Source organism: Novosphingobium aeonii (assembly GCF_052279045.1).
Lineage (GTDB): Bacteria > Pseudomonadota > Alphaproteobacteria > Sphingomonadales > Sphingomonadaceae > Novosphingobium.
The window spans coordinates 1,842,381-1,867,891 of the sequence record NZ_CP176832.1 but is presented as its reverse complement, the minus strand read 5'-3'; the positions used below and the strand labels follow the sequence as shown (position 1 = coordinate 1,867,891).

Sequence of the window (25,511 nt, the reverse complement as noted above, 5' to 3'; positions counted from 1 at the left end):
GCGCCCCGCCTCAGCTTCCGGCTGTGGCAAGCTGGCCGGTCACGACCTGCATGCCGGGCCTCAGATCGCCGGACACCACCTCGGTCTGCTGGCCGTTGGTGCTGCCGGTAACGATCTGGATCGCCTGCGGCGTTCCGTCGGCGCCGAGCACGTAGATGGTCTGGCGCGTGCCCCGGTCAAGCGTCGCGCTCTTGGCCGCGCGCTGGCCGCGACGCGGCGGGCGGAAGCTGATCGCCGCGGTCACGCCGCCGCCCTTCTTCTTGGCCGCGGCCTGCGGGGTGAAGGAGAGCGCGGCATTGGGGATCAGCAGGACGTCGTTCTTGTCCGAAGTGACGATATCGGCCGTGGCGGTCATGCCGGGGCGCAGCTTGAAATCGGCATTGGCGACGGAAAGGTCCGCCGCATAGGACACGACCTGCCCGCTGGTGCTGGTCGTGCTTGTCGACGAACTGGATGAACTCGCCGAGGAGGCGGTAAGGTTGGACGCGATCTCGACACGGGTGATCTTCGCGGGGAAAGACTTTCCGGGGAAGGCATCCACCGTGAAAGTGGCGCTCTGGCCTTCCTCCACGGTGCCGACATCGGCTTCGTCTATCGCGACTTCCAGCTTCATTTCGCTGAGATCCTCGGCGATCACGAAGAGCGTGGGGGTGTTGAAAGAGGAAGCGACGGTCTGGCCGGGATCGACCTGCCGGGCCAGCACCACGCCCGAAACCGGAGACACGATCATCGCCCGGGCGCGCTGTGTCTGGTTCTGCGCCAATGACGCTTCGGCAGCGAGCACATTGGCCTGCGAGGTCTTGAGCGCGGCGGCAGCACGCTGCATGTCGGCGCGGCCCGCCTGAAGTTCGGTCTTCGAGGGAACCTTGCCGCCGGACAGTCGCGAGACTTCCTCGAGGCGGGCAAGCTGGGCCTGCGATTCCGCCAGCGTCGCCCGCGCCTGGTCCACCTGGGCGCGGTTTGCCGCGAGTTGCGCCTGGCTTTGGCGGATCTGATCCTCGATCTGCTCGGGGTCGATCTCGGCAAGCACCTGCCCGGCCTTGACCCTGTCGTTCACGTCCACCAGCACCTTGGTGACGAGGCCGGAAAGCTGCGAACCCACCGTCACCTGATTGGTCGGGGCCAGTTTTCCGGTGGCCGAGACACTGGTGACGAGGCGCCCTTTCTCCGCCTTGGTGGTGGCGTAAGCCTGAGGCTCAGTGCCACCGAAGCACCGCACAAGCAGCACTGAAAGCGACACAAGCACCACCAGGCCGGTCCAGAACACCCATTTGCGCTGCCAGACCGGTTTCTTGTCCGCTCCGAGGAATTCGTCGAGTTTTTCGTCGGCCATCTCAGTTCGTTCCCCGAGGCTCGGTTGCCAGCACGGTGTAGTCGGAGGAAGGGTCCCAGCCGCCGCCGAGCGCATCGTAAAGCGCGATCAGCGCGGTCGCCCGGTCGGACCGGGCCTGCACCAGTCCGTTCCGCGCGGAGATCAGCGCGCTTTCCTGCGTATTGAGCGTTGTGAAGTCGGTCAGGCCGCTGCGGTACTGTGCCCGCGCCAGCAGCGCCGAGTTGTTCGAAGCGTCCAGCGCGATGGCGAACTGCCGCTCGCGCTCCTCGGCCGATTGCAGCGCGACGACCGCATTTTCCACGTCCTCAAGGGCGGTGAGCACCGAGAAGCGGTATGCCGCGAAGGCGCCGTCCACCGCGGCGCGGCTGGAGCGGACCTGCGCGTTCAGGCGCCCGCCGTTGAAGATTGCCTGGCTGATCCCGCCGAACAGCCCGCCGGTGATCGTGTCGAACAGGCTGTTGAAATTGGTGGCATTGGTATCGAGGCTGCCGCTGATGTTGAGCTGGGGCAGCAGCGCGGCCTTGGCCACGCCGATCTGCGCCGTCGCCGCCGCGAGCTGGCGTTCGGAGGATCGCACGTCGGGCCGCTGGCGCAGCACATTGGCGGGAATGCCCGAACCGACCTGCACCGGCCCTCGCGGGATCGGCCGCACTGGCGCGAGCAACGGCTTGAGCGCGCCCGGCGCCTGTCCGGTCAGTACCGAGATGCGCGAGACGGCGGCGTTGTACTGCTGTTCGACCTGCGGGATGCCCGCGGCTGTCTGCGCCCTGCTGGCGCGCGCCTGCTCCTGGTCCACCGAGGAGACCAGCCCCGCCATGACCCGCCACCCGGCGATCTGGAGATTGTCGTCCTGGATCGCGAGGCTCGCCTTCGCGTTTTCGAGCTGCGCCTGATAGGCCCGGGCCAGCACATAATTGCGCGCGACTTCGCTCTGCACCGTGAGCAAGGTGGTGGCATAGTCGAAGCCCGAACCTTCGAACTGGGCCCTGCTGGCCTCCACCGCGCGGCGATTGCCGCCGAACAGATCGAGCTGGTAGCTGGCGTCGAGCCCGAGCGAGAAGCTGGTCCGCCCTCCTCCGCCCGTGGTCGTCACCGTGCCGTCCGGCAGGGTCAGGGTCGTACCGCCGCCCTTGAGCGTTTCGGTGCGGTTGACGCTGCCTGATCCGCTGGCCGAAGGCAGCAGCGCTGCCCCGCTGATGACGAGCGATTCCCGCGCCTGCCGCAGCCGCGCTATCGCCTGTTCGAGATCGAGATTGGTCGCGGCGGCCTGTTCGACCAGCTGCGTCAGCACCGGATCGTCGAAATTGCGCCACCAGCGGGTGAGGTCTTCGGCCTGTGGCGGCGCACTGACCGACCATTGATCGGGAACGCCCAGCTCACCGGCACTGCGCGCCGCATAATCGGGACCGACCGCACAGGAGGCCAGCAAGCCTGCCGCGAGCGGGACGAACAAAAGGCGATCTAATCCGGCTCGCAAGATCATCGGATTCCAGGGTGATCCCTCGACTTGGGTCGTAAACCTTTGGCGAAGATGATCCGGGTTGAGGGGAAAGGTCAAGAAGAAGCGTCGGCGATTACAACGCCTTGGCGAGGAGGGATGTTCCCGGCTCTGCCCGCGGATCAAAAGGAAATGGCCGGAAAGCTCCCGCTTTCCGGCCATTCTCATCGTTCGGCGCGCCCCGATCGGGGCACATGACCGGTCAGGCGGCGGCTTCCAGCGTCGCCATGTCGATCACGAAGCGGTAATGCACGTCGGACTTCTCCATGCGTTCGTAGGCATGGTTGATCTCTTCCATGCGGATCATCTCGACTTCGGGAAGGATGTTCTTTTCGGCGCAGAAATCGAGCATTTCCTGAGTTTCGGCGATGCCGCCGATCAACGATCCGGCCACGCGGCGGCGTCCGAAGATCAGCGGCGTGGTGATCGGCTCTTCCACCGGGCCGATCTGCCCGACCAGAACCAGGCTGCCGTCCACGTCGAGCAGCGGCAGGTAGGGATTGAGATCGTGCTTCACCGGCACGGTGTCGATGATGAAGTCGAAGCTGCTGGCGGCTGCCTTCATCGCATCGGCATCGCTGGAAATCAGCACGCGGCAGGCGCCCAGTTCGAGCGCGTCGGCTTCCTTGCCGGGCGAGCGGCTGAACACGGTGACGTCAGCGCCCATTGCCGCCGCCAGCTTCACCGCCATGTGGCCCAGACCGCCCAGGCCGATCACGCCCACGCGGCTGCCCTCTCCCACGTTCCATTCGCGCAGCGGCGAATAAGTGGTGATGCCCGCGCAGAGCAGCGGCGCAACCTTGGCCACATCCAGGTTCTGCGGAACCTTCAGCACGAAATCCTCGCGCACGACGATATCGCGCGAATAGCCGCCCTGCGTGATTTCGCCGGTGATCCTGTCCTTGCCGTTATACGTGCCGACCCAGCCGTTGCGGCAGTAGTTCTCCAGATCGCGCTCGCACTGGTCGCAATGCTTGCAGCTGTCGACGAGGCAGCCGATCGCCACGACCTCGCCCACCGCATGGCGCCCCGCCTCGGGGCCCACCGCAGTGACGCGGCCGACGATCTCGTGCCCCGGCACGATCGGATACACGGTGCCGCCCCAGTCGTTGCGGGCGGTGTGAAGGTCCGAGTGGCAGACCCCGCAATAGAGGATCTCGATGGCGACATCGTTTCCGCGCAGTTCGCGGCGGTCGAATTCGAACGGCGCGAGCGGCGTTTCGGCGGACTGGGCTGCGTAGCCGATGGTCTTCATGGGAGTTCCTCGTTCTCGGGATGGCACGGTGGGACAGACATGCTGCAATGCAACACCCGGCGCGGAATATATGTTCGCAAGGTGCTAACAATTAGGGGAGGCCACGGCATGACTGTCATGATATGGCCTCATGAATGCAACGCGAACATCTCGCCGATCTCACCGCCTTCATCGCCGTCGCCGACGAAGGCAGCTTCACGCGCGCCGCCGCGAAGCTGGGTTCGTCCCAGTCCGCGCTCAGCCACACGATCCGTCGCCTTGAAACGCGGCTGGGGGTGCGGCTGCTTTCGCGAACGACCCGCGCCGTCTCGCCCACCGAGGCCGGCGCTCGGCTGCTCGCCACCCTGCGCCCGGCGATGGACGAGATCGCCATGGGCCTGGCCACCGTCAGCGAACTTCGCGACAAGCCAGCCGGCACCGTGCGGCTGACGGCATCGGAACATGCCGCGAATTCGGTGATCTGGCCCGCGCTGCGCCGGTTCCTGCCCAACTATCCCGACATTAACGTCGAAGTGAACATCGATTCCGGCTTCGTCGATATCGTGGCCGAACGGTTCGACGCCGGTGTCCGGCTTGGCGAATCCATCGCCCGCGACATGATCGCGGTACGCATCGGCCCTCATGCGCGCCTCGTGCCCGTGGCAGCGCCGGAATATATCGAGCGCCACGGCCTTCCCGAAACCCCGCATGACCTTGCGGCCCACCAGTGCATCAACTTGCGGTTCCGCACGCGGGGCAGCATCTATGCGTGGGAATTCGAGAAGGACGGGCGCGAACTCAACGTCCGCGTCGATGGCCAGCTCACTTTCGACAGCATGGCGATGATCCTGCAGGCAGCGCTCGACGGCGCCGGGATCGCCATGATGATGGACACTTACGCAAGGCCGCACATCGAATCCGGCGCTCTGGTCCCCCTGCTTGACGACTGGTGCCAGCCGTTCTCCGGCTACCACCTCTATTATCCCAGCCGCCGGCAACCTTCCGCCGCATTCCGCCTGCTGGTGGACGCCCTGCGCTATCGCGGGGATTAGGCGGCGCGGATCAAGCAGCTTTCGTAAAAGAAACGGCCGGAGGGGACCGGCCGGGTCCGGTGCCCCGCGAATGTCCGTCTGGCGAACGCTTGCCAAATTGCAGCCTTGCGTTACGCAGGAGAGACCAGACCGGGAGAGCTGGAGACCATGACAATGAAAAGACGCACCCTGATCGCCTGCGCCGCCCTGGCTGCTTCCGCATTGACCCCGCATGTCGCCGCTGCCGCAGCGCCTGCCGGCCCGGCGCAGTTGGACTGTGCCTTGCGGGATGCCCCGTTCACCGCGGATTCGCCGCTCATCGACCTGCTGCTGAGCCCCGATGCGAAAGCCATCGTCTCGCGCGAGATGGGGCCCGCGCTGGACCGCGCGCCGCCGCGCTTCCTGGGCACCGAAGCCCCCACTTTCGCCGCCATCCTGACCCTGCGCAAGGCCGCCGGATTCTTCGGAATGCCCGCCGAAGCCGTGGACCGGGCCGATGGCGAACTGCGCAAACTCAAGGTCACCGAGGCCGACCGCGTGGCTCGCTGCGCCCGCTATGACGACACCCCGCTCGACCTGCCCGTGCAAAAGGGCAAGGACAGGAACGGTGCTCCGAGCCTGCTCGTGTTCGAGAAGATCAACGGCTTCAAGGACACCCCCGGCTTCGACGCTGCCCATGCCCTGATCATGGACCTTGCCCGCGAGAATGGTTGGAACGTGGTCGCCACGGACAAGGGCGGCGCGATCCGGCCAGAAACCCTGCGCCGCTTCGATGCGGTGATCTGGAACAATATCAGCGGCGACGTGCTCACCCTCACCCAGCGCAAGGCGCTCCAGGGCTATGTCGAGGGCGGCGGCGGCTTCTTTGCGGTTCATGGCTCGGCCGGCGATCCCGTCTACTTCTGGGACTGGTATGCCGATACGCTGATCGGCGCCCGCTTTGCCGGGCATCCGATGGCACCGCAGTTCCAGGACGCCCGGATCAGGATCGAAACCCCGTCCTCGCCGCTCGCCGCCGGGCTCCCCGCCGAATGGACGATGAACGACGAATGGTACTCGTTCAGCACCAACCCGCGAAAGGCCGGAGCAAGCGTACTGGCCACGCTGGACGAGACGACCTATTCGCCGAAGGGCATCGGTGGCCAGGACCTCCACATGGGCGACCATCCGCTTGTCTGGAGCAATTGCATCGGCAAGGGCCGGATGTTCTATTCCGCCATCGGCCACCGCCCGGAGACTTATTCCACGCCGGAGTATCGCACCATGGTGAAGAACGCCCTCACCTGGGTTTCTCAGCGAAAGGCGTGCGAGCGCGGGCAATGATCGCCCGCGCCGGGATCATCGCCGGAGTTGCAACACCCCCTTGTTAGCGCTAACTCGGTTTCCGCCCAAGCCCGCCGCAAACCGGGAAGGTAGAGCCATGGGAGTGGACCGGAAGCGATGATTATCGAAGCGCAAGGCTATCGCCTCGAACTGGCCCCCGAGCGCGGCGGATCGGTGTTGCGGCTGGACTGGCACGGCGAGCCGCTGATGCGTCCCGTCTGCGGGAACACGATCTTCGACGTCGCCAGTTTTCCGCTGGTCCCCTTCTCCAACCGCATCGCGCGGGGGCGCTTCAACACCGGCGCGCGCAGGGGCACGATCGCGCCGAATTTCCCCGGTTCCGATCACCCCCACCCGCTCCACGGCTTCGGCTGGCTGGCCGCGTGGCAGGTGGCGAAACAGGGAGAGGACCACGCGGTGCTCGAACATGTCTATCCCGGCGGGGAGTGGCCCTGGCCATACCGCGCGCGCCAGACCTTCCAGCTCGGCGCCGGGGGGGTGGTTACGAGCATCTCGGTTACGAACCTCGGCGATGCAACGATGCCGGCCGGTCTCGGTTTCCACCCCTATTTCCCGCGCGATGCCGCCACCGTCTATCGCGGGTTTCACCGGGGTGAGTGGTACAACACGCCCGACTGCCTTCCCAGTTCGCTGGACGAACAGGACGAGGCGATCGACTGGTGGCAGGGCGAACCCGTGGATGCCCGCGCGGTCGACACCGCCTATACCGGACGCGAAGGCGCGCTGGAGATCGACTGGCCCACGCGCGGCCTGGGCCTGACTATCCTGCCCTCGGACGAACTGTCGACCACGGTGGTCTTCTCCCCGAAAGGCGAGGACTATTTCTGCGTCGAGCCCGTCACTCACGCCACCGACGCGATCAACCGCGCACCGGAAACGATGGCCTGGCTGGAACCCGGCGAAACCGCCAGCGTGAGCATGACGATCTCGGCCCGCCAACTCGCTTAGGCGCATCCGTAAGTCGGAAACCTGCGTTCTGAACGCTGGCCGACCCGGACACGCACCATAGCCGACGCCAGGCCGAGCCGGATTAACGACTGCCCTGCGCCCAACCTGGGCCTGGGGCCATCGGCTCGCGGCGGAACACCCCGGCAGAGCATCAATGCTGGCCCATGATGAAGCGCGAAAAGGGCTGCCGCAGGTAAACCGGCGGCAGCCCTTTCCGGTCGGATCAATCGCCGTGCGTCAGTCGCGCGCGGCCTGTTCCTTGAACTTGTCGATCATCTTCGAGAAGTCGGCCGACATGGCTTCCTGCCGGGGCGGGAATTCCTGGAAGGTCATCACGTGCTTGGTCATGAAGTCGACGATCGGCAGCAGCACCCAGCCCTTGTGTTCGGCCAGCTTGCGGTTGACGTCTCCCCACTGGCGTTCGAAGGGATCCATCAGGATGTTGGTGATCATCGGGCGACCCAGGTGGACCAGCGGATTGTCCCACTTGCCTTCCATCTTCGCGGCGATCGTCACCTTCCATGGGCCATAACGCACGCCGGTCAACTCGGTCTCGTCGTAATAGAAATAGTACTTGCGCGTGGAGGGGCCGGTGCCGGTGAACAGCGCGGTCTGATCGTAGCCGTCGAGATGGACCTTGTAGGTCTTGCCGTCGTGCTCGACCCCCTTCTTCAGCTTCTCGCCGATGTCGGGCATGCCGACCAGCGACGCGAAGGTCATGAAGAAGTCCTCCATGGCGACGATGTCCGAGCTGACCTGGCCTGCCGGAATTTTGCCGGGATAGCGCACCACGCAAGGCACGCGCACGCCGCCCTCCCAGGTCGTGCCCTTGTCGCCGCGGAACGGTGAGGTGCCGCCTTCGGGCCACATGTACTGATAGGCGCCGTTGTCGGTGGTGTAGACGACGATGGTGTCCTCGGTGATGCCCAGTTCTTCGAGCTTGGCCAGCAGCTGGCCAACATGGCCGTCATGCTCGGCAAGGCCATCGCCGTAGATGTCGGCCTCCGACGCCCGCGATACGCCGCGCCGCTCGTCAAGCATATGGGTGAACACGTGCATGCGACTGGCGCAGTGCCAGACGAAGAACGGCTTGTCGGCCTTGACCTGCCGCTCCATGAAATCGGAGGTCTTGGCGACGATCTCGTCGTCGATGGTCTTCATCCGCTCGGTATCGAGCGGGCCTTCGTCCTTCGTTTCGCCGCCGGCGGTACCCGAGACCAGACCGCGCACCTGCCAGCGATCCTGGAATTCCTTGCTCTGGGGACGGTCAGGGTCTTCGGGATCCTCGTTCGCATTCAGGTGATAGAGGTTGCCGAAGTATTCGTCGAAGCCGTGGCGGTGGGGCAGGTGCTCTTCGCGGTCGCCAAGGTGGTTCTTGCCGAACTGGGCGGTGGCATAACCCGCCATCTTGAGGATCTGGGCGATCGTGGGATCCTTGTCCGACAGGCCCTGCGGCGCACCGGCGGCACCCACCGTGGTCAGGCCGGTGCGCGCGGGCATCTGCCCGGTGATGAACGCCGCGCGCCCCGCCGTGCAGGACGGCTGCGCGTAGAACGAGGTAAGCTTGATCCCTTCCTTGCCGATGCGGTCGATGTTGGGCGTTTCGACACCCATCGTATCCCCGCCAAAGGAACTGATGTTCCAGTAGCCGATGTCATCGCCAAAGATGACGAGGATGTTCGGTTGCGACTTGGGCATGACGTTCTCCAGCTTGGCTCTGCCATAGGGCCATCCGCAGGCAACCTAGAAAGGCAAGTCACACGCGCACATCGGGATTAACCCTTGCATTAATCGGGGAAAGCACGGGTGCTCTCCAGCAGCGCACCATCAAGCGCGGAATTACTTGAACTGGCCGACAGCCGATACGGCGTAAACGTCAGCTATCGCCGCGCCCCGGCCCGGGACCGGACGTTCGCCAATCGGCCCGGTGGGCGTATGAGATGGGTAAGTGGACAGACTGCACCGGGGAACGGGAATTCGACCGCTGAACGACCGATAAGGGTCGCGAGCCGCTGCAGAACCTATCCTTGTCAATTTCTGGTAGCATTAGTCTCGGGAAGGCGCTTCTGGCGTAAAGCACGATCCCGGCTTTTGCGCCGCGGCAGCCAAGGCATCGATCACGATGCGCAGGCGCGGCTGCTCATAGCGGGAGCTGGGCCAGACGAGGTGGATCGGCATTTGTGCGCCGGCAAATTCCTCCAGCACCGGCACAAGAGCGCCTGAAGCAAGCTCCTTGCCGATCAACCAAGTAGGGAGCTGGGACAGGCCTTCTCCCGCCAGAACGGCCGCGACGATCGCTTCGCCGTCGCTGAATTCATGGCGTACCTTCACTTCCTGAGCGATCTCGCCACCGGCCTCATCCTTCAGCAACCACACCGGTCGGGGAACGCGCCTCCAACCGATGATGCAATCACGCTGTGTCAATTCCTCCGGAGTTGTCGGGGCGCCATGGCGCGCAAGGTAGTCCGGGGAGGCACAGATCAGGAGCCGCTGGGTGCCGAGCCGCCGCGCGGTCAGGTCCGCGTCGTTACCGAGCGCGCCGATGCGCACGGCGAGGTCGATGCCCTCATCGATGACGTTGGCCGTGCGCTCGGTGAACATCACCGAGAGGTCGAGGTGGCGGTACCGGGCCGTGAGATCCAGCAGGATCGGCATCACGTGTTTGCGCCCGAACGCCGCAGGCAGGTTGAGATGAAGCGTCCCTACCGGCGTGTCCCGCCCCGACGCCATCGCCAGTTCGGTCCCTTCCAGGTCATCGATGATCCTCTGGCACGCATCGAGGTAGAGCTGGCCTTCGGCGGTCAGGGTCAAAAGCCGCGTTGTCCGGTGCAGCAATTTGGTCCCGAGGCGCGCCTCCAGGCGCGTGATACTCTTGCCGACCGCGGAACCCGTGACACCCAGCTCCCGGGCGGCGGCCGCGAAGCTCCCCTGGCGCACGGTCGTGACGAATTCCATCAGTCCGGAAAATCGGTCCTGTGTGTCCATTCGGGAATTGTGGGATCGGCTGGCTGGAATGGCAAGGGGATTATCAGCCCTCAGTTCCACTCTAATTAGGAGCAACGCATCGCTCCAATTCCAAACCCGTACTGTCCAGGATTCCCATGACCAAGCTTTTCGAGCCCTTCGACCTCTCCGGTCTCCAACTGCGAAACCGCGTCGTCATGGCGCCGATGACCCGGGCGCGGGCGCTCGACACCGTGCCCGACGACCTGACCGTGAAGTACTACAGCCAGCGCGCTGGCGCAGGCCTCATCATCAGCGAAGGGGCCCCGGTCTCGCTGGAAGGCTGCGGCTACTTGTTCAATCCGGGCCTCTATACGCACGAGCAGGCCGCAGGCTGGCGGCGTGTGACCGACGCGGTTCACGCGAAAGGTGGCCGCATGTTTGCCCAGCTCTGGCATGTGGGGCGTGTCTCGCACACCTCGATCCTGGGCGAGGAACAGTCGCCGGTTTCGTGTTCATCAAGCGTGGGCGAGAACGTCTGGGCTTTCGGGCGCGACGAGAACGGCACCGCCAAGACGCTCGCTGCCAGCCCTCCGCGCGCGCTTGAGACCGAGGAAGTCGCCCGAATTACCCACGACTTCGTGCGGGCGGCGCGCACGGCCATCGATGCCGGTTTCGACGGCGTCGAGCTTCACGGCGCCAATGGCTACCTCTTCGAGCAGTTCGTCAACGGCGCGCTCAACAAGCGCGAGGACCGCTATGGTGGCTCGATCGCGAACCGCCTGCGCTTCATGCTCGAAACGCTCGACGCGATCAGCGCGGAGATCGGCAGTAACCGGGTCGGCGTGCGGGTCTCGCCGTTCGGCCGCCTGTTCGGCATGAAGCCCTACGAAGACGAGGCCGAAACCTGGGTCACGCTGGCGAGCGAGTTCGAGAAGCGCAGCCTTGCCTATGTGCATCTCAGCGATCAGCTGACGATTGGCGCCGAGAAGATGCCCGAAAACTTCGCACGCGATTTCCGTAACACCTATACCGGCATCCTGATTGCCGCAGGCGGCTTCGAGAAGGACACCGCCGAGGCGGCCCTGCAGTCGGGCGAGCTCGACCTCATCGCCTTCGGCCGCCCGTTCATTGCCAACCCCGACCTGGTCGAGCGCATGCGCGCCGGCCATCCGACCAACGCTGCCGACCGCGCCACCTGGTACGGTGACCTCGGCGCGCGCGGCTACACCGATTACCCCACCTGGGAGGAAGAGGAAGCCGGCAAAAATGGCTGAACCAAGCACCAGGTCGTAAACTCATAAACGGCACCATCGAGGCGCCCAAATGGCGAACAGCTCGGGCCGAAGGTGCCGCCGGGCGGGCTGGTTGCCCGTCCAAGGCAGCTTCGGTTCGAGATGGAAGCCATTTGGACGTCCCTTCGGGATTTGACCAAAATGGCCCATCGCTGCGTCGGGAAGGCTTGAAATATCGACATATTCCATCGCCCTCCCTCCTGGCGCTGAGCCATTTTGCCTCAAACCTCGATGGTGCCGTTTATGAGTTTACGACCTAACCGGGAGCAGGCCGGCGACACCGCGTCGCTGCGCCTCAGCCTGCCGTCCTCGCTTTGCGTCGCCGTTCGCGACGACGTTCGCGAACCTCTCCCCACGATCCAGCCTCTCGGGCCAGCCTGATCCTTACGACAAGGTGTACGAAAACATGCAAGACAAGATCCAAGCCTTGCTCGACAAAGACGAGATTCGCAACCTGCGTATCCGCTATTCGCATCTTCTCGACGGAAACCGGATCGACGCTCTCGACCAGGTGTTTGCCGCCAATGCGGTGGTCGAAGTGACGGTGGGGCGGATGGAAGGGCTCGAGGCGATCAAGGCCGGGCTCAAGGATGCCTATGCTCTGTTCGATCGCGACCGGCGGGACCACTATCCCTTCATGCACCCCATCGCCAACCACCTGATTGAGCAGACCGGCCCGGACAGTGCGACCGGCTCCTGTTATCTCATCGACTTCGAGACAGCCTCCAAGTCCGATCCCAATCCCCTGCTTCTGCTGGGCCTCTATGCGGACGAGTATCGGCGCATCGACGGCGCTTGGCGCATCACCCACAGCCGGCTGGATGTCGTCTGGCCAACTTCCGAAGCTCCGCCACAGAGCAAAGGCCAGGCGTGAACAGCGCCCCCGATACCGGTTTCCACCTCGCCCCTCCTCCCCCTCACGAGGAGGCGGAGACCGGCACAGTTATAGCAGCAGTCTCATGGTTCGGACACATTCAGTGAGAACTCTGATCGCCACCACGCTCTGTTTTCGGCGCTGTTTATGGCCCTGTTTCCGGCGCGCGCCAGCGACGGAGTCGAGATAACCGAAACGGCGCGGGGCAGTCTTGAAAGCCACCCTAACTGCTCCTGTAGATCATCCCAAGAAATCCCATGGCTCTCGCCATTGATTTCCCATCGCAAGGTGGCTTGCTGCTGTTCAGTTGCCGCCGAAATGCCGACCAGCCCGTGACACAGGCCGTTCCGAACATCGAGAGGCTTTTGCAGTTGGCCGCGCAACGTCGTGGCGAGAAGCGGCCCCAGTGAGGCCTCTCATTCCACCAGCAAGCCCTCCTCAACGCCCCGCCGGGACCTGCGCTGAACTGAGGCATCTCAAGGAAGCATCCGACAGGTCTATTGTGCGAGGCGGCGTGGATCTCTCAGGCCTCGCGGCGCGCCGACGCGCCCGGTCCGAAATGTGCCGTCAGTTCATAGGCACCGGCGACGAACTGCTGGCGCACATAGGTGATCGGCTCGAGGCCGCGCCAGGTCTTGCGCTCCACGCAAAGGCAGGGCGCTCCCGGTTCGACGGCCAGCAACCGCGCTTCGGCCGCACTGGCCCCGGTTGCGGTGATCCGGGCATCGGCCTCGGTCCAGGGGACGTGCTCCAGCAGCCATGTGCCGGGCGAGGAGCCGGTGAAATCGGCATCTAGTATCTCGGAAACGGCGGCGACATTCACGAAGCGGTGCTCCAGCGCGAACGGCGCGCCATCGGCGAAGTGTATGCCTTCCAGTTCGAGCAGCGGCACCGAACTGTCCACCTTCCACTCCAGCCGCGCCTGTGTCGCGCGCATTTCGCGGCGCAGCGAGAGGTCGAAGCGATAAGCCTGTCCGCGCTCCGCCACCTGGGCGCCGAGATCCGGGATATCCATCGCCATCGAATGCACGCGTGGCCGGGCGACGAAAGTGCCGGCTTTCTTGCGGCGGTCCACGAGCCCCGCCGTCGCCAGTGCGGACAGCGCCTTGTTCACCGTCATCCGTGCGCAGCGATAGAGTTCCATCAGTTCCTGCTCGGTCGGCAGGCGCGCGCCGGGCGCGAGCGCGCCGGACAGGATGCGCGTTTCGAAATCCAGACGGATGCGTTCGTGGAGCGGTGTGTTCACCCGATCAGCCTGTTCAACGTCTCTGTATAGCGCCGGACGACCCCGTCCCGTGCATGATGTCGGCCACCGCTTACCACCTGTGCGCCGAAGCGCCAGACGCAATCCACCGCGCTCCGCCCCGCGGCGAAAACCAGCCCGTCGAGCAGGCGATCAGCCCCGCGCGCCGCCAGTGACGGATGGCCGAGGTCGAGCGAGAGCGCGTCGAAGGCCAAGCCGATGGAAAGCCCGCCCTTTGCGCCGAGCGCCTGCCCGCCGCCGTCCAGCGCACGCCGCCAGACCGCCTCGCCCGTGGAAGGCGTGGCAGCATCCGCCAGCAGATTGCGGCCGCGCCGGGTGAGCCGCTGGCCATATTCCAGCAGGCGCAATTCCTCGGCCGCATCGATCAGCACGTTCGAGTCGCTGCCGATGCCATAGACGCCGCCTTCGGCAAGGAACTCCTCGGCGGGGAACAGACCGTCGCCCAGGTTGGCCTCGGTTATCGGGCAAAGCCCCGCCACGGCGCCGCTGCGAGCCACGGCGCGGGCCTCGCCCTGCGTCATGTGCGTGGCGTGAACGAGGCACCAGCGCCTGTCCACGGCCGCATGATCGAGCAGCCATTCGACCGGACGCCGACCGCTCCAGGCAAGGCAGTCCTCCACTTCGCGGACCTGCTCGGCGATGTGGATGTGGATCGGCCCCGCGCCGGCACCAGCCCCGGCCCCGGCCATACTTTCGAGCGCCGCGAGCTGCTCCGGCGAAACCGCCCGCAAGCTGTGCGGGGCGAGACCGAGCACTGCCTCGTCCAGTCCGGCAAGGGCGCCGCCCGCACCTTCGAGCAAGCGGGCGAAACCGTCGAGGTCGTGGAGGAAGCGCCGCTGCCCCTCGCTCGGCGGCAGCGCGCCGAAGCCGGAATGGGCGTAGAACACCGGCAGCAGGGTGAGGCCGATGCCCGTTTCCGCCGCCGCGCGGGCAATGGCGACGCTCATTTCCGCCGGGTCGGCATAGGCCCGCCCATCCGGCGCGTGATGGAGATAATGAAACTCGCCGACGCGGGCAAAGCCGCTTTCCAGCATCTCCAGATAGGCCATCGCCGCCACCGCATGGAGATCGTCCGGCGTCATCCGGTCGAGGAAGCGATACATGACCTCGCGCCAGGTCCAGAAGCTGTCGTCACTATGGCCGCGCCGCTCCGCAAGACCGGCCATGCCGCGCTGGAAGGCGTGGCTATGGAGGTTGCCCAGTGCAGGGATGACGCAGCCATGGCGCTCGTCGCCCGCGCGCACCGCCGTATCGCGCTCGATGCCGGAAATTCGCCCTTGCCGGAGTATGATCCGCACGTCTGCGGCCCAGCCGTCCTCCAGCAGGGCGAGGTCGGCAATGATCGCACGGGGAGAAAGGTCGGACATCGCTTTCGTAGCTCCTTCGCTATTTTGTCTATACATTAAAAACGACCGATGCAATAACCGGGGCAACCAAGGAGGATCGACTCGTCATGCGCTGCGACAGGCTCTGGAAACATGCCCGTTTGGCAACGATGGCGGGCGAGGGACTCGGACTGGTCGAGAACGGCCTCGTCGCATCGCAGGACGGCGCGATCTTGTACGCCGGTCCTGAAGCCGGGGCTCCCCCATTCGACGCCGCCGAAACGATCGACTGCGCGGGCCGCTGGATCACGCCCGGCCTGATCGATTGCCACACCCATCTCGTCTTCGGCGCAGACCGCTCGCGCGAGTTCGAACTGCGGCTGGAAGGCGCTTCCTATGAGGAAATCGCCCGCGCCGGGGGCGGCATCGTCTCGACCATGAAGGCCACGCGCGCCGCCAGCGAGGACGAACTGGTCGCCTCCGCCCTGCCCCGCCTCGACGCGCTGATTTCGGAAGGCGTTACCACCGTCGAGGTGAAGTCAGGCTACGGCCTCGACCTTGCCAGCGAGATCAAGATGCTGCGCGCCGCACGGCGGCTGGGCGAACTCCGCCCCGTGCGGATCGTCACCACCTTCCTCGGCGCCCACGCCCTGCCTCCCGAATTCGCAGGCGATGCCGATGGCTATATCGGCCACATCTGCGAGCTCATGCTGCCCGCCGTCGCACAGGCGGGCCTTGCCGATGCGGTGGACGCCTTCTGCGAGGGCATCGGCTTCTCTCCCGAGCAGACCGAGCGTCTTTTCGTCGCCGCCAAAGCGCATGGCCTGCCAGTGAAGCAGCATGCGGAGCAGCTCTCCAACCTCCACGGCAGCGCCCTGGCCGCCCGCCACGGCGCGCTTTCGGCGGATCATCTCGAACATCTCGATAGCGAAGGCGTGGCCGCCATGGCCGCTTCCGGCACCGTCGCCACGCTGCTGCCTGGCGCCTACTATTTCTGCCGCGAAACCGTGCTGCCGCCGGTCGCCGCCCTGCGCGCAGCCGGCGTGCCGATCGCGCTGGCGACGGACTGCAATCCCGGCACGTCGCCCCTCACCTCGCTGCTGATGGCGATGAACATGGGCGCAACCCTGTTCCGCCTCACCGTGCCCGAATGCCTCGCCGCCGTGACGCGTAACGCGGCGCAGGCGCTGGGCCTTTCCCACCGTCTCGGCACGCTCGAACCCGGCAAGGCCTGCGACCTTGCGATCTGGGACATCGAGCGCCCGGCCGACCTCGTTTACCGCATGGGCTTCAATCCGCTCCATGCGCGCATCTGGAGTGGACAATGAACGACATCCTCCTCACGCCCGGCAACGTTTCGCTTGCCCAGTGGCGCGCGGTCTATCGCGGCGCGGGCGTGACGCTCGACCCGGCCTGCGCGCCGCGCGTGATCGAAAGCGCCGCCGCCGTCGCCCGCATCCTCGCCAGGGGCGAGCCGGTCTACGGCATCAACACCGGGTTCGGTAAGCTTGCCAGCGTGCGCATCGGCGACGAGGATCTCGCCACGCTCCAGCGCAACATCGTGCTGAGCCATGCGGCGGGCACGGGTGAGCCCTCTCCGGTTCCCGTGATCCGCCTGATGATGGCGCTCAAGCTTGCCAGCCTCGCACAAGGCGCCTCGGGCGTGCGCCCGGAAACCGTCGCCCTGCTCGAAACGATGCTGGCCAAGGGCCTGACGCCGGTGGTGCCCTCGCAAGGTTCGGTCGGCGCCAGCGGCGACCTTGCCCCGCTTTCGCACATGGCCGCAACGATGATCGGCGTGGGCGAGATCATGTTCGAAGGCCAGCGCCTCCCCGCTATCGAAGCGCTCACCCGCGCCGGTCTCGATCCGCTTGAACTCGGGCCGAAGGAAGGCCTCGCACTGCTCAACGGCACCCAGTTCTCGACCGCCAATGCGCTGGCCGGCCTGTTCGAAGCCGAACTGCTGTTCCGCTCCGCGCTGGTGACGGGGGCACTTTCCACCGAAGCGGCGAAGGGCTCCGACACGCCGTTCGACCCGCGCATCCACGCCCTGCGCCGCCATCGCGGCCAGATCGAGGTGGCCGACGCCCTGCGCGGCCTCATGGCGGGCTCCGCGATCCGCGCCAGCCATGTCGAGAACGACGCCCGCGTGCAGGACCCCTATTGCCTGCGCTGCCAGCCGCAGGTCATGGGCGCCGCGCTCGACGTGCTGCGCCAGGCGGCAACGACGCTGGAGATTGAGGCCAACGGCGTTTCCGACAACCCGCTGATCTTCCCGGAAGCGGACGAGGCCCTCTCCGGCGGCAATTTCCATGCCGAGCCGGTCGCCTTCGCCGCCGACATGATCGCGCTGGCCGTCTGCGAGATCGGCTCGATCGCCGAACGCCGCATCGCCATGCTGGTGGACCCTGCGCTGTCCGGCCTGCCCGCGTTCCTGACGCCGCGCCCCGGCCTCAATTCGGGCTTCATGATCCCGCAGGTCACCGCCGCCGCGCTGGTCTCCGAAAACAAGCAGAAGGCCTATCCGGCATCGGTCGATTCGATCCCCACTTCGGCCAATCAGGAAGACCACGTCTCGATGGCCGCCCACGGCGCGCGCCGCCTTCTCTCGATGGTGGAGAACGCGACGGCGGTGATCGGCATCGAACTGCTCGCCGCCGCCCAGGGCATCGAGTTCCACGCCCCGCTCGCCTCCAGCACCTGGCTCGAAGCCGCGCGCGGCGTGCTGCGCGCGGAAGTTCCGGCGCTGGACGACGACCGTCATTTCCACCCGGACATGGAAGCCGCGAACGTGCTGATCCGCTCCGGCGCGCTGGCCGACACGGCGGCGGACCTGCTCCCGGCGATTTCGTGATGGCCCGCCTGCCGTCCACCCCCACTTTCGTCATTGCGAGCGTAGCGAAGCAATCCAGAGTCGCGCAGAGCCGTTCCGGATTGGCGCGTCGGCTTCGCCTCCTCGTAATGACGAAGATGGAAACGGGAACGACGGTCGGTACGGAGCGAAGCACATGAACCTGCCCTTCACCCTTCATCGCGGGGAGGCGCCGCTCATCGTCGCCTTCCCGCATGTCGGCACCGACCTCGCCGACGTCGGCCCGGCCTTCCACTCGGACTGGCTGGCACGGCGCGATGCCGACTGGTGGGTGGACGATCTCTACGCCTTCGCCCGCGAGCTTGGCGCGACGACGATTGCTGCGCGCGTCTCGCGCAGCGTGATCGACCTCAACCGCGATCCATCGGGCGCCTCGCTCTATCCGGGGCAGGCGACGACGGAACTCTGCCCGACGACCACCTTCGACGGCGAGCTGCTCTACAAGGACGCTGCGCCGGACGAAGCCGAGATCGCCCGCCGGCGCGCGCTCTGGTTCGATCCATACCACGCCGCGCTTCGCTCCGAGATCGAGCGACTGCGCAGTGCTCACGGCAAAGTCGTGGTCTATGACGCGCACTCGATCCGCAGCCACGTGCCGCGCCTGTTCGATGGCGAATTGCCGCAGTTCAACATTGGCACCAACCTCGGCCAGACCTGCGATCCGGCGCTTTCCGCCGCCGTGACCCAAGTCTGCAAGGCAAGCGGTCTGAGCCACGTTCTGGACGGCCGCTTCCGTGGCGGCTGGACCACGCGGCATTATGGAGAGCCTGCCAGCGGCGTCCACGCGATCCAGATGGAACTCGCCATTCGCGGCTACATGGATGAGCCCGAAGTGCCGAGCGAAGCCAACTGGCCCTTGCCCTATTCGGCGGCGCGTGCCGCCACCCTCACCCCGATCCTGCAAGACGTGCTGAAGGCCGCAATCGCCTTCGCGCAATCCTGACCAGAGGAAATACAATGACCCGCCTCGACAACAGCCGCGTCATCAAACCTGCGACCGGCACCGAACTCAGCGCAAAAAGCTGGCTCACCGAAGCGCCGCTGCGCATGCTGATGAACAACCTCCACCCCGACGTGGCCGAACGGCCGGAGGAACTGGTGGTCTATGGCGGCATCGGCCGCGCCGCGCGCGACTGGGAAAGCTACGACAAGATCGTCGAGACCCTGCGCCGCCTGAACGAGGATGAGACGCTGCTGGTCCAGTCCGGCAAGCCGGTCGGCGTGTTCCGCACCCATGCCGATGCACCGCGCGTGCTGATCGCCAATTCCAACCTCGTGCCGGAATGGGCGAACTGGGAACACTTCAACGAACTCGATAAGCGCGGCCTTGCCATGTACGGCCAGATGACCGCCGGTTCGTGGATCTACATCGGCACGCAGGGCATCGTTCAGGGCACCTACGAGACGTTCGTGGAGATGGGCCGCCAACACTACAACGGCGACCTTTCGGGCAAGTGGCTGCTGACCGCCGGCCTTGGCGGCATGGGCGGCGCGCAGCCGCTGGCCGCGGTGATGGCCGGCGCTTCCTGCCTTGCCATCGAATGCCAGCCCAGCCGCATCGAAATGCGCCTGCGCACCGGCTATCTCGACGTTGCCGCCGAGACCATCGACGAAGCCATGGCGATCATCGAAAAGGCCAATGCCGACAAAAAGCCGGTCTCCGTCGGCCTGCTCGGCAACGCGGCGGAACTGCTGCCCGAAATGTTCGCGCGCGGTATCCGTCCCGATTTGCTGACCGATCAGACTTCCGCCCACGATCCCGTCAACGGCTACCTCCCCGCCGGCTGGACCGTTGCCGAATGGATCGAAAAGCGCGAGCGAGAACCCGAAGCCGTCGCCAAGGCGGCCAAGGCCTCCATGGCGGTCCACGTGCAGGCCATGCTGGACTTCCAGGCGGCGGGCGTGCCCACCACCGACTATGGCAACAACATCCGCCAGATGGCGAAGAACGAAGGCGTGGAGAACGCGTTCGACTTCCCCGGCTTCGTGCCCGCCTATATCCGCCCGCTGTTCTGCCGCGGCGTCGGACCGTTCCGCTGGGCCGCGCTCTCCGGCGATCCCGAGGATATCTACAAGACCGACGCCAAAGTGAAGGAACTGCTGCCCGACCACGCGCACCTGCACAACTGGCTCGACATGGCGCGGGAGAAGATCCAGTTCCAGGGCCTGCCCGCGCGCATCTGCTGGGTCGGTCTGGGTGACCGCCACCGGCTGGGCCTCGCCTTCAACGAGATGGTGGCGAACGGTGAACTCAAGGCCCCGGTCGTCATCGGCCGCGATCATCTCGACAGCGGCTCGGTCGCCTCTCCCAACCGCGAGACCGAGGCCATGCGCGACGGTTCGGACGCGGTTTCGGACTGGCCGCTGCTCAATGCGCTACTGAACACTGCGTCGGGCGCGACCTGGGTTTCGCTGCACCACGGCGGCGGCGTCGGCATGGGCTATTCGCAGCATTCGGGCATGGTGATCGTCGCCGACGGCACCGAAGCTGCCGCCAGGCGTCTGGAGCGCGTGCTGTGGAACGACCCGGCGACAGGAGTGATGCGTCACGCCGATGCCGGGTACGAAATCGCGCTGGATTGTGCGCGGGAGAAGGGTCTGGACCTTCCCGGCATCCTCTGAAAGCTGGCGGGAGCGATCGCCGCAGCCGGTCGCTCCCGCCCTGCGCTCAGCCCAGCTTCTGCCGCTCGGCGATGCGTTCGTCCACGCGCTTGTCCAGCATCGAAAGCGGCATCACCCCTTCTGCCAGAACCGCATGGAACCATGGCAGGGTGAACTTGTCGCCCAGGGCCGCCTGCGCCCGCTGCCGCGCCTTGACCCATGCGGTGTGGCCCATCTTGTACGAACAGGCCTGGCCGATCATCGTGCAGTAACGCTCGACCTCGCGCAGGGAACGCGGACGCGCGAATCCCACCGTCTCGACCATGTAGTCCGCCGCCTTCTCGCGGCTCCACTTGTAGTGGTGGAGCCCGGTATCGATGACCAGACGCGCGGCGCGGAACAGATAGCTCTGGAGATATCCCGCGCGTTCAAGGCCGCTGTAACCTCCCAGCTCGTCGGCAAGCTGCTCCGCATAGAGCGCCCAGCCTTCGCCATAGGCGGAGATGAAGCTGTTCCTGAGCAGCATCGGCAATTCGCCCCCGGTCTGGGCATAGCCGCCCTGCAGGTGATGCCCGGGAACGCCCTCGTGGTAGGTGAGCGAGGGCAAGGTGTATTTCGGCCAGTCCCCCACGTCCTTGAGGTTGATCCAGTAGATCGCCGGACGCGACCCATCGAGAGGCGCGCGATAATAATAGCCGTTCGAAGCGCCGTCCTGAATCTCGGGCGGCACGCGGCGGATTTCGAGCGGCTGCTGCGGTGGGTTGTCGAAGACCTGCGGCAGCTTCGCATACATCTGCCGGATGCCGTCGTTGAGGGCGGCGATCAATTCGGTGCGACCGGCATCGGTGTTCGCGTAAAGCTGGTCCGGCCGCTTGTTGAGCGCATCGAGACGCGCGCCGACCGGGCCTTGCGTCAGCCCGGCGGAGCGCAGGATCGTATCGAGCTGCGCTGAAAGATCGGCAACCTGTTCGAGGCCGATCCTGTGGACTTCCTCGGGCGAATACTCGGTGGTGGTCGCCTGCTTGAGCGCCTCGGCATAGATTTCGTCGCCGCGCTTGAGGCGCCACGCGCCGTCGCCCGCCGCGGTGTTCGGGCGCTGCGCCCTCAGCAGGGCGATCTGGCGGTCCAGCGCGGGATGAACCTCCTTTTCGAGTATGGCCGATGCCCGTGCCGCCCAATCACCCGCGATGCCCTTGGCCGCCGCGCGCCTCGCCAGTGAAGTGACCAGACCGCTCTGCGCGGCAGGCGTGTCGCGCAGCTTCGCCATCTGGCCGAGCGTCAGGTCCAACGACCAGCCCGGCGCGACCACGCCGCGCGCGCCATATTCCTTCTGCAGGTCCGTCTCGTCGTCAAGCGAGGTCCTGAAGGCGGAAAGGCGCGAGAGATAAGCCTCCGCATCGTCCTTCGTCTCGATCGTGTGGCGGCTGTCGAGGAAGTCCGGCAGCGAAAAGTAGGCGCCGCCCTGCTGGGTTATGAGATAGGGCCGCTGCGCGCTTTCCAGATCGAACCGGTCCTGCGCCGCCACCCGCTGGCGAAGCTGGTAGAGCGAGAGTTCGCGGTTGCGACGGCCGGTTTCGCTGAGCGGCGCGGGATCGACTTTCTCGACTTCGGCGATCGCCTTGTGGCCAAGGGCGAGATCGGCCTCCCGTCCCTTGCGGCTGCCGTCCGAAAGGCGGGACTTCAGCGCCGCATACTTGCCCTTGTCCAGGCCAAGCGAGGTGGCCATCTCCGGGCTCTGCGCCAGGCTTTCATAGAACAGGCCGTCCAGCTTTGCATAGAAAGCGGTGTCGGCACCGTTCGGCGCGGTCGCCGCAGCCATGGCGCTGCGGGATGAAAGCAGGCTCCAGGCCAGTCCGGCCCCAGCCGTAGCCATGAATTCGCGGCGCAGCATTCTGTTATCTCCATCAAGAGCACTGCCGCGAACGTGCCGATCCTTTCACGCCTCCGCAACGCAAGTGTACTGGTTCAAACGATTAAATTCACAGCCGCGCAAAAATCCGATCGATCAGGCGAGAAAGCACGGCAGGTTCTCTTGCCAAACTGGATCGCAAGAGGAATGAAAGAAAACCAGATCGGTTATATGACAGGACATCCCATGATTAACCGCATCCGCGACATTCGCCTTCAGAAAGGGCTTACCCTGGCCGATGTCGCCGCCGCCTGTGAACCGCAGACCACGCCGCAGACCATCGGCCGTCTCGAAACCGGGATGCGCAACCTCTCCCTCGTCTGGATGAACCGGATCGCAAGGGCGCTGCAGGTCGAGCCGGAAAGCCTGCTGCGCAGCGAGGCGAACGCACCGGCCATGATCGTGGCGGTGCTGTCCGAAAGCGGGGCCGAGAGCCCGCGCACCCGCCGCGAAGCCGTGCTGCCCAGCGACCTCGCCGCCGAAACGCCGTGGATGGTGATGGAAGTCGAAGGGTCCTGCGGCGAGTATCGCACCGCGGATCAGGTATGGCTCAGGCAAGGTCCTGCGCAGGACGCCGCCCGCCTGCTGAACCGCGACGTGCTCGTGCCCCTTCCCGGCGGCCGGTTCGCGTTCGGCCGCCTGATCGAGATAACCGGAGAGACGCTTTCCCTCCTGCCTCCCGTCAGCGGCCAGCGGCCGGTACCGGTGGAACATCCGCAATGGATAGCCGTTGCCGAAATGCTCGTCAGGAAGCTCTAACCTTATACAGCCAAAGGCAAACCCATGCGCATCCTGTCCATCGCCACGCTGTTTCCCAATCCTGTCAGACCTTCGTTCGGTATCTTCGTCGGCAACCAGATGCGCGCGATCGTGGCGAGCGGCGAGGTGGATCTGACGATGATAAGCCCGATCGGCATCCCGCCATGGCCCCTCGCCCCCCGCCATCCCTACGACAAGCTGCGCCATGTTCCCGAATGCAGCGATGCGTCCGGATTCGAGGTTCACTATCCCAAGTTCACCCTCATCCCGAAGATCGGGGGCGACAGCAATCCCGGACGAATCGCCACGGCCGTGCTGCCGCTGGTGCGCCGTCTCCACGCAGAGAAGCCGTTCGACCTCGTCGACGCCCAGTTCTTCTTCCCGGACGGGCCTGCCGCCGCCATCGTCGCACGGGAACTGGGACTGCCGCTCACCATCAAGTCGCGCGGGGCGGATATCCATTACTGGGGCCAGCGCCCCGCCGCGCTGAAGCAGATGCGACAGGCCGCGCATCAGGCGGCAGGAATGCTCGCAGTGAGCCGGGCCCTGCGCGAAGACATGATCGCCCTGGGCATGCCGGAAGAACGGATCGGCGTTCACTACACCGGGCTGGACCACGATCGCTTCCACCCCATCGAGCGCGGTGCCGCGCGCGCGCTGGTTTCGGCCATGCCCAACCTCGGCATCTGGTCGGTCGGTCCGCTGATCGTCACGCCCGGCTCGCTGATCCCGCGCAAGGGCCAGCGGCTGGTCATCGAGGCCCTGGCCCTCCTGCCCGGCGCTAGGCTGGCGCTGGCCGGCGCCGGCGAGGACGAAAAGCCGCTGCGCGACCTTGCGCAGCGGCTGGGCGTGAGTGACCGGGTGCAGTTTCTCGGCCTTGTCGGGCATGACCTGCTTCCCCACGTCCTGTGCGCGGCCGACGTTCTGGTGCTCCCTTCGACCAGCGAGGGCCTTGCCAATGTCTGGATCGAGGGGCTGGCCTGCGGCACACCGATCGTCATCCCCGATATCGGCGGCGCACGGGAAGTCGTGAAGGACGACAGCGCCGGCCGCATCGCCTCGCGCACACCGGAGGCGATTGCCGATGCGGTGAGCCGGATTCTCGCCGATCCGCCGAGCCAGCAGGATGTTTCGGCCAACGTCAGCCGTTTCTCATGGGGCGTGAACGCGCAGAATCTCGTTCACTTCTGGCACGGTATCCTCGCGGGCGACCCCGTAAACACCGGAGCATGAATGAAAAAAGGGCCGCTCCCTTCCGGGAACGGCCCTTTTTCTTAAAAGCCCAAAGGCCGATCAGGGCTGCGCGCCACGCTCGCGGGCGAGGCGGTCCTGACGGTCAATCTCGCTTTCCTGCTTCACGAAGGTATCCGACTTCACGCCCAACCAGACCAGGATCGGCGCGGACATGAAGATCGAGCTGTAAGTGCCGATGAAGATACCCAGCGTGATGGCGGCGGTGAAGCCGAAGATCACATCGGGACCAAGCGCCAGCAACGAGACCAGCATGATGAGAACCGACAGCGAAGTCGCGATCGTGCGCGACAGCGTCTCGTTCACCGAGAGGTCGAGCAGTTCGTTCATCGGCATGCGCCGGTGCTTCTTCATGTTCTCGCGGATACGGTCGTAGACGACGATCTTGTCGTTCAGCGAGTAACCCAGCAGCGTCAGCAGAGCCGCGACGATGTTGAGGTCGAATTCCATCTGGGTGAGCGAGAACATGCCCACGGTCAGCAGGATATCCTGCACCAGCGCGAAGAGCGCGCCGACCGCGAACTGCCACTCGAAGCGGATCCAGATGTAGATCGAGATGAACACCATGGCGAGACCGAGCGCCAGCATACCGGTGTGGAACAGCTCGCCCGAAACCTTGCCGGAGACCGAGTCGACACCGTCGACGCGGGCGTCCGCGAAGTCCTGACGGACCTTGGCGGTGATCTTGCGGGCCATGCCGTCAGCCAGCTTCGGATTGTCCTCCGAACCTTCCGGCAGCTTCATGCGGACCGAGACCTCGTTCGGCTTGCCGAAAGTCTGGATGACCGGCTCGCCGAAGCCGAGCGAATCGACGCTGTCGCGCAGCTTGGCGACCGGAGCGGTCGCGCTCTGTTCGAAGGTCACGCGGATCATCTGGCCGCCGACGAAGTCGACGCCCAGGTTGAGCCCGTATGTGAACAGCAGAACGACCGAGGCGGCCATCGCCAGGATGTTGGTGATGAAGAACGGCCACTGCCAACGAAGGAAGTGGATGTTCGTGTGATCGGGAATGAGCTTGAGGAGCTTCATG

Annotated in this window: 21 protein-coding genes; 12 read left to right on the top strand and 9 right to left on the bottom strand. The window is 65.6% G+C overall.

Features of this window, described 5'->3' with window-relative positions:
• Positions 1-10: 10 nt before the first annotated feature.
• The 3 genes from ACLIMP_RS09190 to ACLIMP_RS09180 all read right to left on the bottom strand — a co-directional run bounded on the left by ACLIMP_RS09190 (position 11) and on the right by ACLIMP_RS09180 (position 4,086).
• A complete protein-coding gene (locus ACLIMP_RS09190) occupies positions 11-1,333 on the bottom strand; it encodes an efflux RND transporter periplasmic adaptor subunit (RefSeq protein ID WP_054441360.1) in 1,323 nt (440 codons plus the stop codon).
• A 1-nt stretch (position 1,334) separates the two neighbouring features.
• Positions 1,335-2,816: an efflux transporter outer membrane subunit gene (locus ACLIMP_RS09185; RefSeq protein WP_324698968.1), complete on the bottom strand. Its 1,482-nt coding sequence runs from the start codon at positions 2,814-2,816 to the stop codon at positions 1,335-1,337.
• Between the two features lie 217 nt (positions 2,817-3,033).
• Positions 3,034-4,086, bottom strand: a complete 1,053-nt coding sequence (locus ACLIMP_RS09180; RefSeq protein ID WP_324698967.1) for an NAD(P)-dependent alcohol dehydrogenase — start codon at positions 4,084-4,086, stop codon at positions 3,034-3,036.
• A gap of 134 nt (positions 4,087-4,220) precedes the next feature.
• Here ACLIMP_RS09180 and ACLIMP_RS09175 point away from each other — a divergent pair, with 134 nt between their 5' ends.
• From ACLIMP_RS09175 to ACLIMP_RS09165, 3 genes are all read left to right on the top strand, one after another.
• A complete protein-coding gene (locus tag ACLIMP_RS09175; RefSeq protein ID WP_324698966.1) occupies positions 4,221-5,117 on the top strand; it encodes a LysR family transcriptional regulator in 897 nt (298 codons plus the stop codon).
• A gap of 153 nt (positions 5,118-5,270) precedes the next feature.
• Entirely contained in the window at positions 5,271-6,419 is a 1,149-nt protein-coding gene (locus tag ACLIMP_RS09170) for a ThuA domain-containing protein (protein WP_324698965.1), read from the top strand.
• 117 nt (positions 6,420-6,536) lie between these two features.
• Positions 6,537-7,388 carry an aldose 1-epimerase gene (locus ACLIMP_RS09165; RefSeq protein WP_324698964.1) on the top strand — a complete coding sequence of 284 codons (852 nt, stop codon included), beginning with the start codon at positions 6,537-6,539 and terminating at the stop codon, positions 7,386-7,388.
• 237 nt (positions 7,389-7,625) lie between these two features.
• On the opposite strand, the gene ACLIMP_RS09160 is transcribed toward ACLIMP_RS09165, so the two are convergent.
• Complete coding sequence (locus ACLIMP_RS09160) at positions 7,626-9,086, bottom strand: arylsulfatase (RefSeq protein ID WP_324698963.1); 1,461 nt, start codon at positions 9,084-9,086, stop codon at positions 7,626-7,628.
• A 348-nt stretch (positions 9,087-9,434) separates the two neighbouring features.
• A complete protein-coding gene (locus ACLIMP_RS09155) occupies positions 9,435-10,373 on the bottom strand; it encodes a LysR family transcriptional regulator (RefSeq protein ID WP_324698962.1) in 939 nt (312 codons plus the stop codon).
• 116 nt (positions 10,374-10,489) lie between these two features.
• Between ACLIMP_RS09155 and ACLIMP_RS09150 the strand changes: the two genes are divergently transcribed.
• The 3 genes from ACLIMP_RS09150 to ACLIMP_RS09140 all read left to right on the top strand — a co-directional run bounded on the left by ACLIMP_RS09150 (position 10,490) and on the right by ACLIMP_RS09140 (position 12,910).
• On the top strand, positions 10,490-11,608 hold the full coding sequence (locus tag ACLIMP_RS09150; protein WP_324698961.1) for an alkene reductase: 1,119 nt from the start codon (positions 10,490-10,492) through the stop codon (positions 11,606-11,608).
• A 424-nt stretch (positions 11,609-12,032) separates the two neighbouring features.
• Complete coding sequence (locus ACLIMP_RS09145; RefSeq protein ID WP_324698959.1) at positions 12,033-12,500, top strand: nuclear transport factor 2 family protein; 468 nt, start codon at positions 12,033-12,035, stop codon at positions 12,498-12,500.
• Positions 12,501-12,757: 257 nt separating this feature from the next.
• Positions 12,758-12,910, top strand: coding sequence for a hypothetical protein (locus ACLIMP_RS09140; protein ID WP_185997648.1), 153 nt, complete (start codon positions 12,758-12,760; stop codon positions 12,908-12,910).
• Between the two features lie 113 nt (positions 12,911-13,023).
• On the opposite strand, the gene hutC is transcribed toward ACLIMP_RS09140, so the two are convergent.
• Both hutC and ACLIMP_RS09130 read right to left on the bottom strand, forming a co-directional pair.
• On the bottom strand, positions 13,024-13,746 hold the full coding sequence (gene hutC / locus ACLIMP_RS09135) for a histidine utilization transcriptional repressor HutC (protein ID WP_185997649.1): 723 nt from the start codon (positions 13,744-13,746) through the stop codon (positions 13,024-13,026).
• Positions 13,743-15,131, bottom strand: coding sequence for a formimidoylglutamate deiminase (locus ACLIMP_RS09130; RefSeq protein WP_324698958.1), 1,389 nt, complete (start codon positions 15,129-15,131; stop codon positions 13,743-13,745). Before ACLIMP_RS09130 ends, hutC begins: the two co-directional genes overlap by 4 nt.
• A gap of 86 nt (positions 15,132-15,217) precedes the next feature.
• Here ACLIMP_RS09130 and hutI point away from each other — a divergent pair, with 86 nt between their 5' ends.
• The 4 genes from hutI to hutU all read left to right on the top strand — a co-directional run bounded on the left by hutI (position 15,218) and on the right by hutU (position 20,583).
• Positions 15,218-16,417 carry an imidazolonepropionase gene (gene hutI / locus ACLIMP_RS09125; protein WP_443477793.1) on the top strand — a complete coding sequence of 400 codons (1,200 nt, stop codon included), beginning with the start codon at positions 15,218-15,220 and terminating at the stop codon, positions 16,415-16,417.
• Positions 16,414-17,943, top strand: coding sequence for a histidine ammonia-lyase (hutH, locus tag ACLIMP_RS09120; RefSeq protein ID WP_324698956.1), 1,530 nt, complete (start codon positions 16,414-16,416; stop codon positions 17,941-17,943). The genes hutI and hutH overlap by 4 nt, the downstream gene beginning before the upstream one ends.
• A gap of 154 nt (positions 17,944-18,097) precedes the next feature.
• A complete protein-coding gene (gene hutG / locus ACLIMP_RS09115; protein WP_324698955.1) occupies positions 18,098-18,904 on the top strand; it encodes an N-formylglutamate deformylase in 807 nt (268 codons plus the stop codon).
• Between the two features lie 14 nt (positions 18,905-18,918).
• The gene (hutU, locus tag ACLIMP_RS09110; protein ID WP_443477792.1) at positions 18,919-20,583 is read left to right on the top strand and encodes a urocanate hydratase; all 1,665 of its coding nucleotides are present in this window, start codon (positions 18,919-18,921) and stop codon (positions 20,581-20,583) included.
• A gap of 46 nt (positions 20,584-20,629) precedes the next feature.
• Here the strand turns inward: hutU and ACLIMP_RS09105 are convergent, their stop codons facing one another.
• Positions 20,630-22,453 carry a DUF885 domain-containing protein gene (locus ACLIMP_RS09105; protein WP_324698953.1) on the bottom strand — a complete coding sequence of 608 codons (1,824 nt, stop codon included), beginning with the start codon at positions 22,451-22,453 and terminating at the stop codon, positions 20,630-20,632.
• A 204-nt stretch (positions 22,454-22,657) separates the two neighbouring features.
• On the opposite strand from ACLIMP_RS09105, the gene ACLIMP_RS09100 reads away from it, so the two are divergent.
• Together ACLIMP_RS09100 and ACLIMP_RS09095 are read left to right on the top strand one after the other, a co-directional pair.
• The gene (locus tag ACLIMP_RS09100) at positions 22,658-23,230 is read left to right on the top strand and encodes a helix-turn-helix transcriptional regulator (RefSeq protein WP_054441402.1); all 573 of its coding nucleotides are present in this window, start codon (positions 22,658-22,660) and stop codon (positions 23,228-23,230) included.
• A gap of 24 nt (positions 23,231-23,254) precedes the next feature.
• Positions 23,255-24,463 (top strand): glycosyltransferase, encoded by a 1,209-nt coding sequence (locus ACLIMP_RS09095; RefSeq protein ID WP_324698952.1) that lies wholly within the window; start codon positions 23,255-23,257, stop codon positions 24,461-24,463.
• Positions 24,464-24,523: 60 nt separating this feature from the next.
• Here the strand turns inward: ACLIMP_RS09095 and secF are convergent, their stop codons facing one another.
• Positions 24,524-25,510 carry a protein translocase subunit SecF gene (gene secF / locus ACLIMP_RS09090; protein WP_054441345.1) on the bottom strand — a complete coding sequence of 329 codons (987 nt, stop codon included), beginning with the start codon at positions 25,508-25,510 and terminating at the stop codon, positions 24,524-24,526.
• Position 25,511 lies beyond the last annotated feature (1 nt).